Origin of the sequence: Meridianimarinicoccus zhengii, assembly GCF_003254465.1 — a bacterium.
Lineage (GTDB): Bacteria > Pseudomonadota > Alphaproteobacteria > Rhodobacterales > Rhodobacteraceae > Meridianimarinicoccus > Meridianimarinicoccus zhengii.
The window spans coordinates 1-15571 of sequence record NZ_QDFI01000085.1; the positions used below are offsets into that span (position 1 = coordinate 1).

Annotated in this window: 15 protein-coding genes; 5 read left to right on the plus strand and 10 right to left on the minus strand. The window is 62.1% G+C overall.

Annotated features, from left to right (window positions below; genetic code table 11):
• Positions 1–106 precede the first annotated feature (106 nt).
• The 3 genes from DDE13_RS19155 to DDE13_RS23695 are packed head-to-tail and all read left to right on the plus strand — an operon-like array spanning position 107 to position 4232.
• Positions 107–2422, plus strand: a complete 2316-nt coding sequence (locus DDE13_RS19155) for a type I restriction endonuclease subunit R (RefSeq protein WP_222626143.1) — start codon at positions 107–109, stop codon at positions 2420–2422.
• Positions 2419–3987, plus strand: coding sequence for a restriction endonuclease subunit S (locus DDE13_RS19160; RefSeq protein ID WP_111405845.1), 1569 nt, complete (start codon positions 2419–2421; stop codon positions 3985–3987). The genes DDE13_RS19155 and DDE13_RS19160 overlap by 4 nt, the downstream gene beginning before the upstream one ends.
• The gene (locus DDE13_RS23695) at positions 3984–4232 is read left to right on the plus strand and encodes a type I restriction-modification system subunit M N-terminal domain-containing protein (protein ID WP_222626144.1); all 249 of its coding nucleotides are present in this window, start codon (positions 3984–3986) and stop codon (positions 4230–4232) included. The genes DDE13_RS19160 and DDE13_RS23695 overlap by 4 nt, the downstream gene beginning before the upstream one ends.
• On the opposite strand, the gene DDE13_RS19170 is transcribed toward DDE13_RS23695, so the two are convergent.
• The 8 genes from DDE13_RS19170 to DDE13_RS19205 all read right to left on the minus strand — a co-directional run bounded on the left by DDE13_RS19170 (position 4124) and on the right by DDE13_RS19205 (position 12537).
• On the minus strand, positions 4124–5197 hold the full coding sequence (locus tag DDE13_RS19170; RefSeq protein ID WP_222626145.1) for an HsdM family class I SAM-dependent methyltransferase: 1074 nt from the start codon (positions 5195–5197) through the stop codon (positions 4124–4126). The genes DDE13_RS23695 and DDE13_RS19170 overlap by 109 nt on opposite strands.
• 359 nt (positions 5198–5556) lie before the next feature.
• A complete protein-coding gene (locus DDE13_RS19175) occupies positions 5557–6606 on the minus strand; it encodes a LacI family DNA-binding transcriptional regulator (RefSeq protein WP_162631096.1) in 1050 nt (349 codons plus the stop codon).
• Positions 6607–6622: 16 nt separating this feature from the next.
• The gene (locus DDE13_RS19180) at positions 6623–7606 is read right to left on the minus strand and encodes an isopenicillin N synthase family dioxygenase (protein ID WP_111405848.1); all 984 of its coding nucleotides are present in this window, start codon (positions 7604–7606) and stop codon (positions 6623–6625) included.
• A gap of 11 nt (positions 7607–7617) precedes the next feature.
• The gene (locus DDE13_RS19185; RefSeq protein WP_162631097.1) at positions 7618–8763 is read right to left on the minus strand and encodes an ABC transporter substrate-binding protein; all 1146 of its coding nucleotides are present in this window, start codon (positions 8761–8763) and stop codon (positions 7618–7620) included.
• A 34-nt stretch (positions 8764–8797) separates the two neighbouring features.
• Positions 8798–9781, minus strand: a complete 984-nt coding sequence (locus tag DDE13_RS19190; RefSeq protein WP_111405850.1) for an isopenicillin N synthase family dioxygenase — start codon at positions 9779–9781, stop codon at positions 8798–8800.
• Positions 9782–9812: 31 nt separating this feature from the next.
• A complete protein-coding gene (locus DDE13_RS19195; protein WP_111405851.1) occupies positions 9813–10664 on the minus strand; it encodes an ABC transporter permease in 852 nt (283 codons plus the stop codon).
• The gene (locus DDE13_RS19200; protein ID WP_111405852.1) at positions 10664–11455 is read right to left on the minus strand and encodes an ABC transporter ATP-binding protein; all 792 of its coding nucleotides are present in this window, start codon (positions 11453–11455) and stop codon (positions 10664–10666) included. The genes DDE13_RS19195 and DDE13_RS19200 overlap by 1 nt, the downstream gene beginning before the upstream one ends.
• The gene (locus DDE13_RS19205; protein WP_111405853.1) at positions 11455–12537 is read right to left on the minus strand and encodes an ABC transporter substrate-binding protein; all 1083 of its coding nucleotides are present in this window, start codon (positions 12535–12537) and stop codon (positions 11455–11457) included. Before DDE13_RS19205 ends, DDE13_RS19200 begins: the two co-directional genes overlap by 1 nt.
• Positions 12538–12828: 291 nt before the next feature.
• Between DDE13_RS19205 and DDE13_RS19210 the strand changes: the two genes are divergently transcribed.
• Positions 12829–13842: an adenosine deaminase gene (locus tag DDE13_RS19210; protein ID WP_111405854.1), complete on the plus strand. Its 1014-nt coding sequence runs from the start codon at positions 12829–12831 to the stop codon at positions 13840–13842.
• A gap of 7 nt (positions 13843–13849) precedes the next feature.
• Positions 13850–14449, plus strand: coding sequence for a glutathione S-transferase family protein (locus DDE13_RS19215; RefSeq protein WP_235868780.1), 600 nt, complete (start codon positions 13850–13852; stop codon positions 14447–14449).
• 34 nt (positions 14450–14483) lie between these two features.
• On the opposite strand, the gene DDE13_RS19220 is transcribed toward DDE13_RS19215, so the two are convergent.
• Together DDE13_RS19220 and DDE13_RS19225 are read right to left on the minus strand one after the other, a co-directional pair.
• Complete coding sequence (locus DDE13_RS19220) at positions 14484–15164, minus strand: YcbK family protein (RefSeq protein WP_111405856.1); 681 nt, start codon at positions 15162–15164, stop codon at positions 14484–14486.
• 116 nt (positions 15165–15280) lie between these two features.
• Positions 15281–15472, minus strand: coding sequence for a hypothetical protein (locus DDE13_RS19225; RefSeq protein WP_111405857.1), 192 nt, complete (start codon positions 15470–15472; stop codon positions 15281–15283).
• Between the last annotated feature and the right edge of the window lie 99 nt (positions 15473–15571).

Sequence of the window (15571 nt, forward strand, 5' to 3'; positions counted from 1 at the left end):
CGCTCCAGCGTGATCTGCGCTGAGAATCAGTAGGTTAGGAATTGTTCAGGGCGAACTCTTTACCTTCCACCGTTCCGAAACACTGAAATCCTGGGCACAGGCTCCAATGAGCCTTCGTGCGGGCATCGCGGCCCTTCCGGGGCTCAACCTGGACGGCCTGCGCGACTGCCAGATCAAGGCGATCACGAACCTCGAGACCTCGCTCAAGGCTGACAAGCCGCGGGCCCTCGTTCAGATGGCGACTGGCTCTGGCAAGACCTTCACGGCGATCACGCAGGTCTACCGCCTGCTCAAGCATGCAGGCGCGCGCCGAATCCTGTTCCTTGTCGACACCAAGAATCTCGGCGAGCAGGCTGAGCAGGAGTTCATGGCGTTCATCCCGAACGACGACAACCGAAAGTTCACCGAACTCTACAACGTCCAGCGCCTCACCTCGCCCTCTATCGCGAACGACAGCCAGGTTGTCATCTCGACGATCCAGCGCATGTACGCCACCCTCAAGGGCGAGGAACTGAACGAAGGCGCGGAAGAGGAAAACCCGGCGGAACAGAAATGGCGCCGCAAGGAACCTCTGCCGGTCGTCTACAATGCCAAGCTACCGCCGGAATACTTCGACGTCGTCGTGATCGATGAATGTCACCGTTCGATCTACAATCTCTGGCGCCAGGTCATCGAGTATTTCGACGCCTACCTGATCGGACTGACCGCCACGCCCGACAACCGCACCTACGGGTTCTTCCAGAAGAATGTGGTCAGCGAATACACCCATGAAAAGGCTGTCGCCGACAAGGTCAACGTTGGCAACGAAATCTACCTGATCGAGACCGAGATCAGCCAGGGTGGTGAAACGCTCAAGGCCGAGCAGCTGGTGGAGAAACGCGAACGCGAAACCCGTGCGCGCCGGTGGGAGACCCAAGACGACGAGCAGGCCTACGCCGTGACCCAGCTTGACCGCTCCGTCGTGAACCCTGACCAGATCCGCACGGTGATCCGCACCTTCCATGAGAAGTGGCCCGAGATCTTCCCCGGCCGCAAGGAACTGCCCAAAACCCTGATCTTCGCCAAGACCGACAGCCACGCCGACGACATCATCCAGACCGTCCGGCTGGAGTTCGGGGAGGGCAACGATTTCTGCCGCAAGATCACCAACGGGGCCAAGAACCCGAAATCCTCGCTCTCGGCGTTCCGCAACGACTATTACCCGCGCATCGCCGTGACCGTGGACATGATCGCCACCGGCACCGACGTGAAACCGCTCGAATGCCTGATCTTCATGCGCGACGTAAAGTCGAAGAACTACTTCGAGCAGATGAAGGGCCGCGGCACCCGTGTCCTCAAACCCGACGACCTGAAAAAGGTCTCTCCCTCCGCCCAGGCCAAGACCCATTACGTCGTCGTCGATGCCGTCGGCGTGACCAAGTCGCTCAAGACGGCCAGCCAGCCGCTCGACACCAAGCCCTCGATCCCGTTCAAGGACCTCGCCATGGGGCTGATGATGGGCGACCGGTCCGAGGAAACCGTCAGCTCGCTCGCTGCCCGCCTGTCGCGTCTCGACAACAAGCTGGGGGCCGAGGATCAGGAGAAGATCACGACTGAGGCCGGCACCTCGCTCACCGCCATCGTCCGCGACCTCTTCGACGCCATCGACCCCGACAAGGTCGAGGCCGACGCCAAGGCCGCGGGCCACCCCGAGCCTGACGATGCCGCCATGCAGGCCGCGCGCGACGAACGGATCAAACACGCCGCCAACGTCTTCACCGGCCCGCTCATCAACCTGATGGACACGATCCGCCGCGACAACGAACAGACCATCGACCATGAAAACCTCGACGCGCTTTTGCGCGCCGAATGGGCGGGCGACGTGGCCGAGAACGCCAAGCAGATCGCGCAGGAATTCGAGGCGTACCTGACCGAGAACCGGGACGAGGTCGAAGCACTGTCGATCTACTTCAACACCCCCGCCCGCCGGGCCGAAGTGACCTATGCCATGGTCAAGGACGTGCTGAAGAAACTGATCGAGGATCGCCCGCGCCTCGCCCCGCTGACCGTCTGGCGCGCCTATGCGCATCTTGACGACTACAAGGGCAGCAACCCCGCCAGTGACCTGACAGCTCTTGTGGCGCTGATCCGCCGGGTCACGGGGCTGGATGAAACCCTTACCCGCCATTCCGAACGGGTGCGGCGCAACTTCCAGAACTGGGTGCTGAACCGCCATTCCGGCGCGGGCGAAAAGTTCACCGAGGAACAGATGGACTGGCTGCGCATGATCCGCGACCACCTCGCCACCTCCTTCACCATCGAGCGCGACGATCTGGAAATGGCCCCCTTTGATGGCAAGGGTGGCATGGGGCAGATGTACGCGCTCTTTGGCGCTGGCATGGACGAAGTCATGACCGAGATGAATGAGGCGCTGTCGGCATGACGGAATTGCCGAGCGGATGGACAACGGCCGAAATTGGCGAGCTGCTCCTAGGCATAACCGCAGGAAAGAACCTCAAATGCGAAGAGCGCCCACCGCTGGCGCATGAGCGGGGCGTGATCAAGGTAAGCGCGGTAACATGGGGCACATTCGACGCCTCTCAGTCGAAGACATTCCCAAGAAGTTTCGAACCAGCGCCAGACACTGCAATCAAGGCTGGTGACTTCCTGTTCTCCCGGGCTAACACGCTCGAGTTGGTCGGCGCAGTGGTGATGGTCAAGAAAGACCACCCAAACCTGTTCCTTAGCGACAAAGTTTTAAGGCTCGACCTACCAACTGAACTGAAACCTTGGCTCCTCGTCTATTTGCGTAGCCTTGAAGGTCGGCGCAAGTTGGGCGCGGTGTCCTCGGGCAATCAGATGTCGATGAGGAACATCGGACAGAGCTCCCTAAAATCGGTTTCGATTCCGATCCCTCCCCTCAACGAACAATGCCGCATCGTGGAAAAGATCGAGGCGATGTTCGACGAGATCGACAAGGGGGTCGAGGGCCTGCAAACGGCGCGCACCACCCTCGGCCTCTACCGACAGTCCCTGCTGAAATCCGCCTTCGAAGGCCGCCTCACCGCCGACTGGCGCGCGCGGAACGCCGACAAGCTGGAAGCTCGCGATACTCTCATCGCTCGCATCCAGAAAGAACGCGACACCCGCTACAAAGCCGCCCTCGACGCCTGGCAAGACGCGCTTGCTGAGTGGCGCGCCGCTGGAGAGAAGGTAAAGAAACCTGCGAAGCCGAAGCGGCCCAAGGATTTCGTTGGCTCGGCCAAGATCCCATCAGGGTTGACGGTTCCCGTACCAGAGGAATGGCTCACCCTTGCTATGTCCGATCTTGGGCAAACAACGGGCGGCCTGACAAAGAACCAGAAGCGCAATGCCCTTCATCTCAAGGCAAAATACCTGCGCGTGGCCAACGTCTATTCAAACCGGCTCGAACTCGACGAAATCATGGAGATCGGCGTCACGGAAGAAGAACTCGTCAAGACCAGCCTTGTCACCGGAGACCTGCTGTTCGTGGAGGGCAATGGGTCCATCGAACAGATTGGGCGCGTCGCCATCTGGAATGGCAGCATCCCGAAGATAACCCATCAAAACCACCTCATCCGTTTCAGCGCTGACGGCATTCTGTTATCACGCTTCGCGCTATACTTCATGATGTCGCCGGTTGGCAGAAAGCTCATCGAGGCGCAGGCAAGCTCGACCTCCGGTCTCCACACACTGAGTATTTCCAAGATCGAGGGCCTACCCGTCCCCATCTGCTCCCCCGCCGAACAAGCCGAAATCGTTCGCCGCCTCGACGCCAGGCTCGAGGCCGCCGACGGGCTCGAAGCCGAGATCGACGCCGCCGTCACCCGCGCCATTGCCCTGCGCCAATCAATCCTGAAAAAAGCATTCTCCGGCTACCTCGTCCCTCAGGACCCAGATGACGAACCCGCCGCCGCCCTACTGGACCGGATCAAGGCGGAGCGGATGAAGTCCCCCAAGACAACCCGAAGGAAAGCCCTCGCATGAACACCGCGCCGATCGTCTCCAAGGTCTGGAGCTTCTGCACCACGTTGCGGGACGACGGCGTCGGCTATGGCGATTACCTGGAGCAGCTGACCTACCTGATCTTCCTCAAGATGGCGGACGAGTACGCGAAGCCGCCCTACAGCCGCGATGTTGGCATTTCCGGGTTGAAGCAAGATACGAAGTCCTCGAGGTGCGCATATGTCAAAGGCTTCTGCTTCAACGTGTGGTGCACGTTCGTCCGATAGTCATAATACCAGACCTTGGAGGTCTGCGGATCGGGGCTGGCGGCGCGGTTGTCGAAGAAGATCACATTCGCCTTCACGCCCTGCGCATAGAAGATACCCGTCGGCAGGCGCAGAATGGTGTGAAGGTCGGTGGTCTGCAGCAACTTGCGCCGGATCGTTTCCCCTGCGCCCCCCTCGAACAAGACATTGTCGGGTACGACCACGGCGGCGCGTCCTGTGGTCTTCAGCATGGTTCGGATGTGCTGGACGAAATTCAGCTGCTTGTTCGATGTGGTCGCCCAGAAATCCTGGCGGTTATAGGTCAGATCGTCGGTTTCCTGCTCGCCGTCCGCATTGGTGAAGCTCATCGAGCTTTTCTTGCCGAACGGTGGGTTGGCGAGCACATAGTCGAACGTCTCTGAAGGCTGCGAAATCAGGGCATCGGCGGGCGACACCAGTGTATCGCCGGTCATTTCACCGATGCCGTGCAGGAACATGTTCATCAGGCACAGGCGCCGCGTCCCGGCGACAATCTCGTTCCCGAAAAAGGTCGCGTGCTTCAGGAACGCCTTCTGGTCCTTGTCGAGCGCATGATGGTCCGGGTCCGTCAGGAAATCATGGGCGGCGAGGAAGAAGCCGCCAGTTCCACAGGCCGGATCGGCGATGGTCTTGCACGGCTCGGGGCGGACGCATTCCACCATGGCGCGGATCAGCGCGCGCGGCGTGAAATACTGGCCTGCGCCAGATTTCGTGTCCTCGGCATTCCGTTCCAGCAACCCTTCGTAGATGTCCCCCTTCACGTCGGCGCCCAGCATCACCCACTTCGTGCTGTCCACCATGTCGATCAGGCGAAACAGCTTGGCCGGGTCGGTGATCTTGTTCTGCGCCTTAGTGAAGATCTGGCCGAGCATGCCCTTCTGTTCGCCCAGCTTGCGCAGCAGCGCGATGTAGTGGACCTCCAGTTCCGCCCCGCGCCGGGTGGTCAAGCTGGTCCAGTCGAACCCTTCGGGAAACCGGCATGAACGCCAGCCGTCATGGGGTGAGGATACGCCCGACGGGCGATGGCGAGCATTTGATCGAGACGAATTGCTGGCGCGGGACAAGGCGAGCCTGGACCTGTTCTGGCTCAGAGATGCATCCATGACCGATTTGGCGAACCTCCCGGAGCCGGAGGTGTTGGCCGAAGAAATCATGGAGAATCTGCGGTCCGCACTCGCAAGTTTTGAGGCGATTTCGGTTGATTGAAAGATGTGGGTCCATCCAAAACATGGCAATAGTTCGATTGCTGTCCCACGGGAGCGAGCGGGGAATCAACTACTTCAGAATGCGGTCAACCAAGTCCGAACTATCGGGGCGAGGCTACCGTTTCACCTTCCACTAGAGAAAAGCCAAGATTCGGTGGCAATTCGGCTTCATTGGCAGCAAGCAGGTTGAGCAGCGCGCGCGCCGATAGCTCGCCAAGCTTGCCGAACTCCATCCGCACCGTTGAAAGCTTCGGATTGACGTATTGCGCCATAATTGTCTCACCGCAGCCGGTCACGGACAGGTCACGCGGGACCGATTTGCCCGACCGCTGGCACTCGGCGATCACACCCAGGGCAAGGATGTCGCCGGTACAGGCGATGGCGGTCAGATCGGGCTGCCCAGCCAGCAAGCTGCGCGTGGCAGCCCGCGCGTCTTCCGCATCGTAGCCGGCAGTCTCGACCACTGCCGAATCCGGTAGTGTCAGGCCATGCTCGCAGAGTCGTGCCCGCGCGCCCGCAACCCGATCGGCGATCGGCCGCGTGTTCGTGGTCGGTCCAGTGACGATGCCGATGCGGGTGTGTCCGACTGCGACGAGGGAATCAATTGCACAAGCCATCGCCGCAGCGTCCGGCATGGCGATCGACACTAGCTTATCGCCACCGACTGGATCGTCTTGGCTGACCGCAGCGATACTGTGCCGCTCGAGCAAGGGAAGAAGATCGGGATGGCGGTAGGACCCGGTCAGGATGATCCCGTCCACCCCGCGCTCGACCATCGTGCGCGCCTGGCTCAGTTCGCGCTCGGGAATGCGGTTGGAACACGAGATCAGCAATCCGTATCCAGCGCGATCTAGAACCTTCTCCACCCCGGCGATTGTCGGTGCGAAGATCGGGTTTCCAAGCGTTGGTACGATCAGTCCGACGGTTTTGGATCGCCGCCTGACAAGCGACCGCGCCGCGTTGTTGGGAATGTAGTTCAGCCCGTCCAGAACGTCCTGCACAGCCGCCAACTTCGCTGGCGTCACGATACCGGTTCGATTGATCACGCGAGACACGGTGGAGATGGACACGCCCGCGAGGCGGGCAATATCCTTTATCGTCGTGGGAGAGTCCGTGTCGCCGATCTTGTTTTCTTCGGTGTTTCCGGTCACGTCACACCATTCCCCGTCACGGGGTCTCCGTTTCAGATTCGTACTTCTGAACAGACTTGAACCGGCTGACAAGGTAGTCGCCGGATGAGATCGGCTCGTAGCGCGGCGGAGTCTCGGGCCCGCAGCAGGTGGGCACGCAGGCCACGGGCGCCTCGTAGTCAAGGTTGTAGAACATGGGGATCGAATAGCGCTCTTTCCCGGTCCGGTTGATTACGCGATGAGAATTCGACAGCCAGACGTCGTTGGTCCAGCGCTGCAACAGGTCGCCTATATTAATGACCAGCGTCCCGGGGACATAGGGCGCGGCAATCCATTCGCCGTCGCGCTTCTGAATCTCAAGCCCGCCAATTGGATCCTGCGCCAGCAGCGTGATGAGGCCGTAATCCGTGTGCGGCGCGACGCCGAAGGCATTTTCCGGGGAAACCGGCGGCTGTGGTGGATAATGGAACAGGTTCATCGACACCATCGGACGGACCGTATGCTCGATGAAGAAGCGCTCGTCGAGATCCAGTGCCACCGCGACGAGGCGCAGCAACTGCCGACCGAAGTAAAAGGCCGAGTCGTAGTAGCCCTCGATCGCATCGCGGAACCATGGCTTGTCCTCTGGCCATTGGTTGGCGCCGTGCAGCGGCATGCGTGCAACCACCGCCGGATCGTCTGGCGGCAGATCGTAGGACATCATGAAGCTTTCCTTTAGATCAGGGACGAAACCGGCGTGCTGATTGATGCCCTGGGGCATGAAACCGCGCATCGTGCGCTTGTCCTGGAACACCTTCATCTTCTCGTGTTCCGGAGCCGAGAAGAAGCGATCGGCGGCTGCAAAGGCGGAGTCCAGTGCCTCTGGCGGGATGCCGTGGTTCTTCACATAGAAGAAGCCGATGGTGCGACAGGCGTGGTCGAGTTGGCGCGGCAAATCGCCGAGCGGCGCTCCTGTCATGAGCGGTGCGAGGTCGAGGACGGGCACCTCGTCGCTGGACGCGTTGCGGACATGGCTGGTCATGGTGTCCTCCCTCACAGCATGTCACAGGCATTGGCCGCGGCGCGGACGGCGTCCGCATCGAAGTCATTGATCGTCTCGAAGAAGCCGGGAATGGCGACGATGTAATCCTCGGGCGGAATGTCGCCCTCGACGATTCCGGCCGCGTTTAGGAAGCTCTGCAACCGCCCGAAGCCCTCGGTGTCGACTGCGCCCCACAATTCCCCCCCGTTCAGGGCGAACGCATCTGTCATCGAACCAAGCTGAGCGTTCAAGTAGTTCAGATCGTGCTCCAGGGCGGTTTCCTCCGGCACGCCTGCGGGTCTGGTTTCGGGGAAGGCCTTCCAGTGCAGGCGCACGGCGCATTCCGGGTTCGCCTCGGCGAAGACCGAGGCCATGGCTGCGCCCTTGATGATAGCGGTGACCATCTCGGGCGCGCGCTCGGCCGTGCCCTGCATGGTGGTCAGCGAATAGCCGGGATACCGGCGCCAGTCCTCGGGTGCGATCTTGTTGATCTCCAGCCCGGCATTCTCGAAGCCTGCCGTGGCCGAGCCCCAATAAAGTAGCGCGTCGACCTGACCGGACTTGAACGCCTCGACGGGCGCCGCGCCGAAGCCGACCGGGATCAACTCGATATCATTTTCCATGTCCATGCCAGCCTCGGCGAGATAGCTTTCGAGATAGGGTATGCCCCCCGTTGCCAGCGAGAATACGCCAATGGTCTTTCCCTTCAGATCTGCGGCCCCCCGGATGTCGGAGTCCGTGGGGACCGAGATCGACCAGTCGATAACGTTGTTGCCCATGGCGATGCGGACCGGCAGGTCGTTCTCGACATTCGCCTGCACCACCACGCTGGCATCGACCTGAGCGAAATCAGCATTTCCCGCGACCATCTGCTGGATGGCCTGCAGCGAGGCGCCAACGGGCTCGACGCTGACATCGAAGCCCGCATCCTTCCAGTAGCCAAGCGTCATCGGCAAGGTCAGCATCGGATATCCCACATTGAGCACTGAAGTGCCTACGGCGATGGTTACCTTTTCCTGCGCGAGCGCCGGAACAGCTGAAGTGGACAGAAGAAGGGCGGAGGCGAGGCGGAGGGCTGTCTTCATTGGCGTTCCCGTTGGAAGGTGCACACAGGCTGAGGCCTTGTTGCGCTGGGGGGAATTGAGGTGGCGCGCCAACATATGGCCGCGCCACGTGAGAAACTTGGCGCGGTCAGGCCGACTCGGTCTCGGCCCGGTATTTCTGGACCGTCTTGAAGCGGCTGAGCAGGTAGTCGCCCGAGGCAATGGGCTCGTGCCGGGGCGGGTTGTCCTCTGAGCAGCAGGACGAAAGGCACTCGATCGGAGCGTGATAGTCGAGATTGTAGAACATCGGGATTGAGTAGCGCTCTTTCCCGGTCCTGTTCACGACACGGTGCGGGTTCGACACGTAGCGGTCGTTGGTCCAGCGCTGGAACAGGTCGCCGATGTTCACCACGAGGGTGCCGTCGATATAGGGAGCGGAGATCCACTCGCCGTCGCGCTTCCTCAACTCCAGCCCGCCGATCGGGTCCTGGTTCAGCAGCGTGATCATTCCGTAGTCGGTGTGCGGCGCGACGCCGAACGCATTTTCCGGCGAAGCGGGAGGCTGCGGCGGATAATGGAACAGCCGCATCTGCACCATGGGCTTGTTCGTGTACTGCAGGAAGTGGTCCTCGGACAGGTCGAGCGCGACGGCGATCAGCTTTAGCATCCGGTCGCCCAACGCCTTCGTCGCGTCGAAATAGGTCTCGGCCGCCTCGCGCAGCCACGGGAGTTCCTCCGGCCACTGGTTCGGCGCGTGCAGCGCCAGGCCCGCCTTCACGTCCGGGTCGTCTTCAGGAAGGTCGACTCCGACCTCGTAGCTTTCTTTTAAATCGGGCTGAAACCCGGGATGCTGGTTGATCCCCTGCTTCATGAAGCCCCGGCGATAGACCGGGTGCATCACGTGCGCTTCTCGTTGTTCCTCAGGCAAGGCGAAGTAACGCCGAGTCGCGCCGAATATCGCATTGGTAACGTTTTCAGGCACGCCGTGGTTCGAGATGTAGAAAAAGCCGGTATTCTTGCAGGCCTCGTCCAACTGACGCGCCAGGTCGGTGATGTCACCGCCATGTGTCAGCGGCGTCAGATCGAGGACAGGAACCTCTTCGCGACTGGCCATGCGGGGCGTCTGGGTCATTATAGAATCCTTTTCTTTGGAGGTTGGCAGGTCACGCGACCACAACGTCTGCATGCGCGTCTGACCAGAACAGGACACGCCGCTGGACGGCGACGACCAGGACGTGCAGGCCGACGCCGATCAGCGACAGGATGATCAGGATCGCGAAGACCCCGGCCATGTTGAAGTTGAAGTTCATCTGCAGGATCAGGTATCCGAGCCCAGCCTTCGCGCCCACGAACTCGCCCACGATCGCGCCGATCACCGACAACACCGCAGCCACGTCGAGCCCGACGAATATATAGGGCAGGGCCTGAGGAAGACGGGCCATGCGGAAGATCTGCCAGTCGGTCGCGGTGCAGGCCTTCAGCATATCGATCTGGTCTTTCGGCGCCGAGCGTAGGCCGACGATGGTGTTGGCCAGCAACGGGAAGAAGGCGATCGTTGCGGTGATGATGATCTTCGATGTCATGCCGTAGCCGAACCAGATCACCATGATCGGCGCGATGGCGACTTTGGGCAGCGTCTGAAAGGCGATGACATATGGATAGATCAGCCGTTCCATGAAGGCCGAGAGGCCGATGGTTATCCCCAGCGCGATGCCGACCGACGCGCCGATGACGAAGCCTGCCACGATCTCCCACAGGGTGACCATGATATGCGGCAAGAACAGTCCCGAGGCGAACCCGTCCCAGAGCGCTACAGCAACGGCAGAAGGACGCGGCACGACAATCTTGGGCACGTCCAACAAAACGACGAGCCCTTCCCAAGCGACGAGCAGGACGAAAAGCAACGCCAGCGGCAGGTACCGGTTTTCCTTCCAGGACCGGTCGCTCCGGTGCGATGCGGGCTCGGCGGTGGGTTCGGCGACAGTGGCAGCGGATTTCTCGACTGCATGGGCCATCAATCGATCTCCATCGTGCTGTCGAAGTGGCGCCGGATCCGGGTGACGAACTGGCCGAACTCCGGTGTGTTGAACACTTCCATCCGGCGCGGTCGCGGCAGATCGACCGTGATGATCTCGGCGATGCGACCGGGACGGGGCGACATCACCACCACGCGGTCGGCGAGAAAGACGGCCTCGGGGATGGAGTGCGTAACAAGCAGGATCGTTGCGGCCTGGTCTTCCCAGATCCGCATCAGTTCCAGGTTCATGGTCTCGCGCGTCATTGCGTCCAGCGCGCCGAACGGCTCATCCATGAGCAGGAAGGCGGGCTTGTTGATCAGCGCCCGACAGATCGCCACGCGTTGCTGCATGCCCCCCGACAGCTCGCCCGGGTACTTCTCCTCGAACGCGCCAAGGCCTACCATGCGTAGAAGTGCCTGTGCACGCTCGCGTGAAGCGGTCATGTCGAGCTGCTGTATCTCTGCGGGGACCAGAACGTTGTCGAGCACGGTCCGCCATGGCAGAAGGACCGGCGCCTGGAAGACGACGCCAAGGTCGCGAGAGGGCCCATCAATTGGTCGTCCGGCGATCTCGACCACGCCTGAGCTCTTCTCGAGAATACCCGCGAGAATCTTCAACAGCGTGGACTTGCCGCAGCCAGAGGGACCAACAATGGTGATTAGCTCTCCATCGGGGACGTCCAATTGGATATCATGCAATGCATGCACATTGCCCTTGTCCCGGGTCGAGTACACCTTTTCAAGCGACGCGACCCGGACCAGCGATGCGGTGGGCTCGTGGTCGAGCATCAGTTCACCATGTCACAGGCGCGTGCCGCCTCACGGATCGCCTCGGCGTCGAAATCGTTGACGGCCGCGGCATAGCCATCGATCGACACGGGATAGCTCTCGGGATCTATCGTCCCGTCGGTCACGCCGGTTTCCTGTAGGAAGGTCTGAAGCCGACCATAGCCAGCCGGGTCAACATGACCCCACACCTCGCCGCCGTTCAATTCGAAGCCGGCCTTCAGCGAGGCGAGTTGCGCATTGATGTTGTTGAGATCCCATTCCAGCAGGGTCGCCTCGTCCGCCCCGCCGGGCTTGGTCTCGGGATACTCGGCCCAGTGCAGCTTGACGGCGCATTCCGGGTTCTCGAGCGCGAATACCGTGCCCTTGGCGACGCCGCGCGCAATACCGATCACCACGTCCGGGCTCGCCTCGACGGTGCCCTCCATGACGGCCAGCGAATAGTCCGGATAGTTGGCCCAGTCCTCGGCGACGAGTTGGCGCAGGTTCAGCCCGGCATTCTCGAATCCGGCGGTAGCAGAGGCCCAGTAGAGCAGCGCATCGACATCCCCGTTCCGGAGCGCTTCGACCGGGGCGGCGCCCATCCCCAGCGGCACGAGGTCGAGATCGTTCTCGGGGTCCAGGCCTTCGGAAGACAGCCAGCTGTTCATCAGGGGAATGCCGCCCGTGGCCAGGCTGAAGACGCCGATCGTCTTTCCCTCCAGGTCCGCCGGCACTTCGATATCGCTGTCCGCAGGAACCGAGACCGACCAGTCGATCACGCCATTGGCCATTGCGACACGCACGGGCAGCTCGTTCACCACGTTACCTTGCACGACAACGCTGCCGTTGATCTGAGCGAATTGAGCGTTTCCTGCGACCATCTGTTGTAGCGCTTGCAGGGACGCGCCGACCGGTTCGACGTTTACGTCCAGACCTTCCTCCTCCCAATAACCCAGGGTCGCCGGAAGCGTCAGCATCGGATAGCCGACATTCAGGACCGAGGTACCGACCGCGATGGTGACGGGCGTCAGGTCCTGCGCGAGAACAGGTGCGGTCGTACCCGCAGCAATGACAGAAAGAACAAGTGCGCCGCTTCGTTTCATTAAACACTCCTGAGGCTTTGTGTCGGGGTGCGGGATCACACGTCCGAACCCGCTTCCCGATTCAGCCTTTTCTCTGAAAACGTTTTCTGCAAGCGTGGCCAGCGTTCCGCCTCACGGCACCGAAGCTGCGAAAAAATATTTATGTACAGTGCCTTGAATAGAAATTTGCGCAAACTTTGGTCACTTTCCGCGCAGCCCAGAATGTCTGGCGGCGCGGAATTGACCTGCTCGCGGGCGGCACTGTTCGGAAATTGGGCGCGGTGCGAACGCGCCCGAATCGTAGGAGACGAGATGATCGACGTAACCACCCTGCCGAAGGCAGAGATCCACATGCATATCGAAGGCTCGCTGGAGCCCGAGATGATGATCGCGTTGGCGCGGAGGAACGATGTGAAGATCGCGTTCGACACCCCCGAGGAAGTCGCCGCCGCCTGCGAGTTCGACAATCTTCAAACTTTTCTCGACCTCTACTACGCTGGTCTTACGGTGATGCAGACCGAACGAGACTATTTCGACGTGACATATGCCTACCTTCAAAAGGCACACGACGACGCAGTCCGCCGGGCGGAACTCTACTTCAGTCCGCAGGCGCATTCCCGGCGCGGCATCGAGGTACCGGTGATGATGGGAGGCATCGGCAGGGCCTTCAAGGCGGCCAAAAGCGAATTCGGGATCGACTGCGCGTTGATCTGGGGATTGCAGCGGCAATTCTCCGAGGACGAGGCCTTGCAGACACTCGATGCGGCCAACGGCTATGAGAGCATGATCGCTGCCCTCGGTATGGGTGGGCCCGAGGTTGGCAACCCGCCGTCGAAGTTCCGAAGGGTCTATGCCGAGGCCCGGGCGCGCGGATGGAAAACGTCGATTCATGCCGGTGAGGAAGGCTCGCCCGACTACGTGCGTGAGGCGCTGGACGTCCTCGAGGTCGACCGGATCGACCACGGCGTCCGGGCCGCGGAAGATCCGGCGCTCATGGCCGATCTTGCCGAGCGCGGCATCTGTCTCACTGTCTGCCCCCTGTCGAACGTACGACTGCGGGTATACGAGCGCATGGAAGATCACCCGATCGCAGCCATGCTGCGTGCCGGAGTGAAGGTCACCGTGAACTCGGACGACCCGCCTTATTTCGGCGGCTACGTCAACGACAACTACCGTGCCTGCCAAGCGGCGCTTGGGCTGACTGAGGACGAGACGATTCAACTCGTGCGCAACAGTTTCACCGGCAGCTTCCTGCCCGGCGACCGGATGGACGCATGTCTCGCCGAACTTGACGCAGCTGTCGCCCGACAGCGGGCGACGGTCTGACTTGGCCGTGTCGCCACCTTGCTACACGTTGGTGGAGCGTCCACTGTCGGGGAATTGCTGGAAGGTCAGGCTTTGCCTGGCCGAGCTGCAGTCGCCCTATCTCAGCCTCTCTCCCGAGGACCTCGGCGCTGCGGAGTTCGCCGCGCTCTCGCGGCGGCGACGGGTTCCGGTGCTGATCGAGACGGCGCGGCCTCCACTGGAGGAGTCCGCGGCGATCCTGATGCGCCTGGCGCAGGGAACGCACCTCTTGCCCGATCAGGACCGGGACGTGATCCTGTCATGGTTGATTTGGGACCAGGCGGAATTGTCGAAGGCGCTCGCCCTTCCGCGGTTCTATGCCCGGACCGGTCGCAGTGACTGCCATGCAGAGGAGATCGCAAGGCTGCAAGATCAGGCCCATGAGGGCCTGTCTTTTCTCGAGAGCTGGCTAATCGAGCACGACTGGCTTGCGGGCAGGTGCTTCACTGCTGCGGACATCGGAGTCTTCTGCTATGTCGATCTTGCTGGAGAGGCTGGGATCGACATCAGCCACTATGCCGCTATAAATGCTTGGAGAAATCGGATCAGAGCAAGGCCATTCTGGCTGCCGCTCGTATCCGATCCTTGAGCCGCCGCGCATGCGGAGTCGCTGGGCGCCCACGTCACCGCATCCCCTTGCGCCAGTCGTCGATCCGCGCCCAGACGGCGAGGCCGATCCCGGCGAGGGCCAGCGCGATGAACACCCAGCGCAGGGCATCCAGATACGGCACCAGCGGCAGGACTGCGCCCTGCGCCTCAGAGAGGACCTCCTGCGCGACCTCCACCCCGGCCGCACCGACGGTGGCCACACCTGCGGCGCCGGTGCCCTTGAGCGTCCGGCTGTCAGCCAGGACCTCGCGTGCAGGCGGGGTTTCCGGGGCAAACGGCGCCGCCCGCGCAGGAAACCGCTCGCCCCACTGACGCGCGGGACCGAGGTCGACATGGATGAAGCCCGAGCGGGGGTAGAACCCAAACCCCAGGAACCCCACCTCCCGCGCCGCCGCCTCGAACACCGCCGGGTCGTGGTTCGCCATGGCGATGTCGAAGGCCGTCCCGTCCATGTGCTTGGAGCGCAGTGCCCCGCCGACGGCGCGGTTGTGCGCGGGGCTGCGATAGGCGGAGCGGACGATGAGCGGCTTGCCCAGCCGGTCGCGCAGGCCCTGGAGGCGGTCCATGGCGATGGGATCGAGCTTGAGCGCGCCGGTGCCGCGGCAGGCGATCTCGGCGGGGGAGAAGTTGGGCCAGCGCCAGCGGGTGATCGGCACCTCGCGGTGGTGGCGGAACGTGCGGACGGCGTCGGACATGGGACCTCCGGTCGGGCATGGGAAAAGCCCGCCGCGGGGGCGACGGGCGGGTTTGGTGTGCTGGTCGGGGTGCGACCCGGCGCGTCCGTGACGGAGCTGCGTCTGCGGGTCGACGCTCAGCCCTCGCGGCCGCGCGTGTCCCGCGCCGCGGCCGCGCCCTGGGCCGATTGCGCGAGGGCGAAGTCGGCGAGGCGCTGGTCGAGCCGCTGGATGGCGGCGCGCAGGTCGCGCAGGGCCTCGTTCAGCTCGGCGCGGTCCTCGTCGCGCTGGTCCTTGCGCTCGGCCAGCAGGGTGACGATGCGCAGCACTTCGCGGTCATGGGCGGCCAGCTTCTGGTTGTGGACCCAGAGTATCCGTCGTGATCAAGCCGTTTTTTGGGTCCACGTGCGATCAGCTTTGACGAGAGC

Coding starts and splice junctions, on each gene's coding strand:
- DDE13_RS19155 (WP_222626143.1), top strand. CDS start 107: ATGAGCCTTCGTGCGGGCATCGCGGCCCTTCCGGGGCTCAACCTGGAC.
- DDE13_RS19160 (WP_111405845.1), top strand. CDS start 2,419: ATGACGGAATTGCCGAGCGGATGGACAACGGCCGAAATTGGCGAGCTG.
- DDE13_RS23695 (WP_222626144.1), top strand. CDS start 3,984: ATGAACACCGCGCCGATCGTCTCCAAGGTCTGGAGCTTCTGCACCACG.
- DDE13_RS19180 (WP_111405848.1), bottom strand. CDS start 7,606: ATGACCAGCCATGTCCGCAACGCGTCCAGCGACGAGGTGCCCGTCCTC.
- DDE13_RS19190 (WP_111405850.1), bottom strand. CDS start 9,781: ATGACCCAGACGCCCCGCATGGCCAGTCGCGAAGAGGTTCCTGTCCTC.
- DDE13_RS19195 (WP_111405851.1), bottom strand. CDS start 10,664: ATGGCCCATGCAGTCGAGAAATCCGCTGCCACTGTCGCCGAACCCACC.
- DDE13_RS19200 (WP_111405852.1), bottom strand. CDS start 11,455: ATGCTCGACCACGAGCCCACCGCATCGCTGGTCCGGGTCGCGTCGCTT.
- DDE13_RS19205 (WP_111405853.1), bottom strand. CDS start 12,537: ATGAAACGAAGCGGCGCACTTGTTCTTTCTGTCATTGCTGCGGGTACG.
- DDE13_RS19210 (WP_111405854.1), top strand. CDS start 12,829: ATGATCGACGTAACCACCCTGCCGAAGGCAGAGATCCACATGCATATC.
- DDE13_RS19220 (WP_111405856.1), bottom strand. CDS start 15,164: ATGTCCGACGCCGTCCGCACGTTCCGCCACCACCGCGAGGTGCCGATC.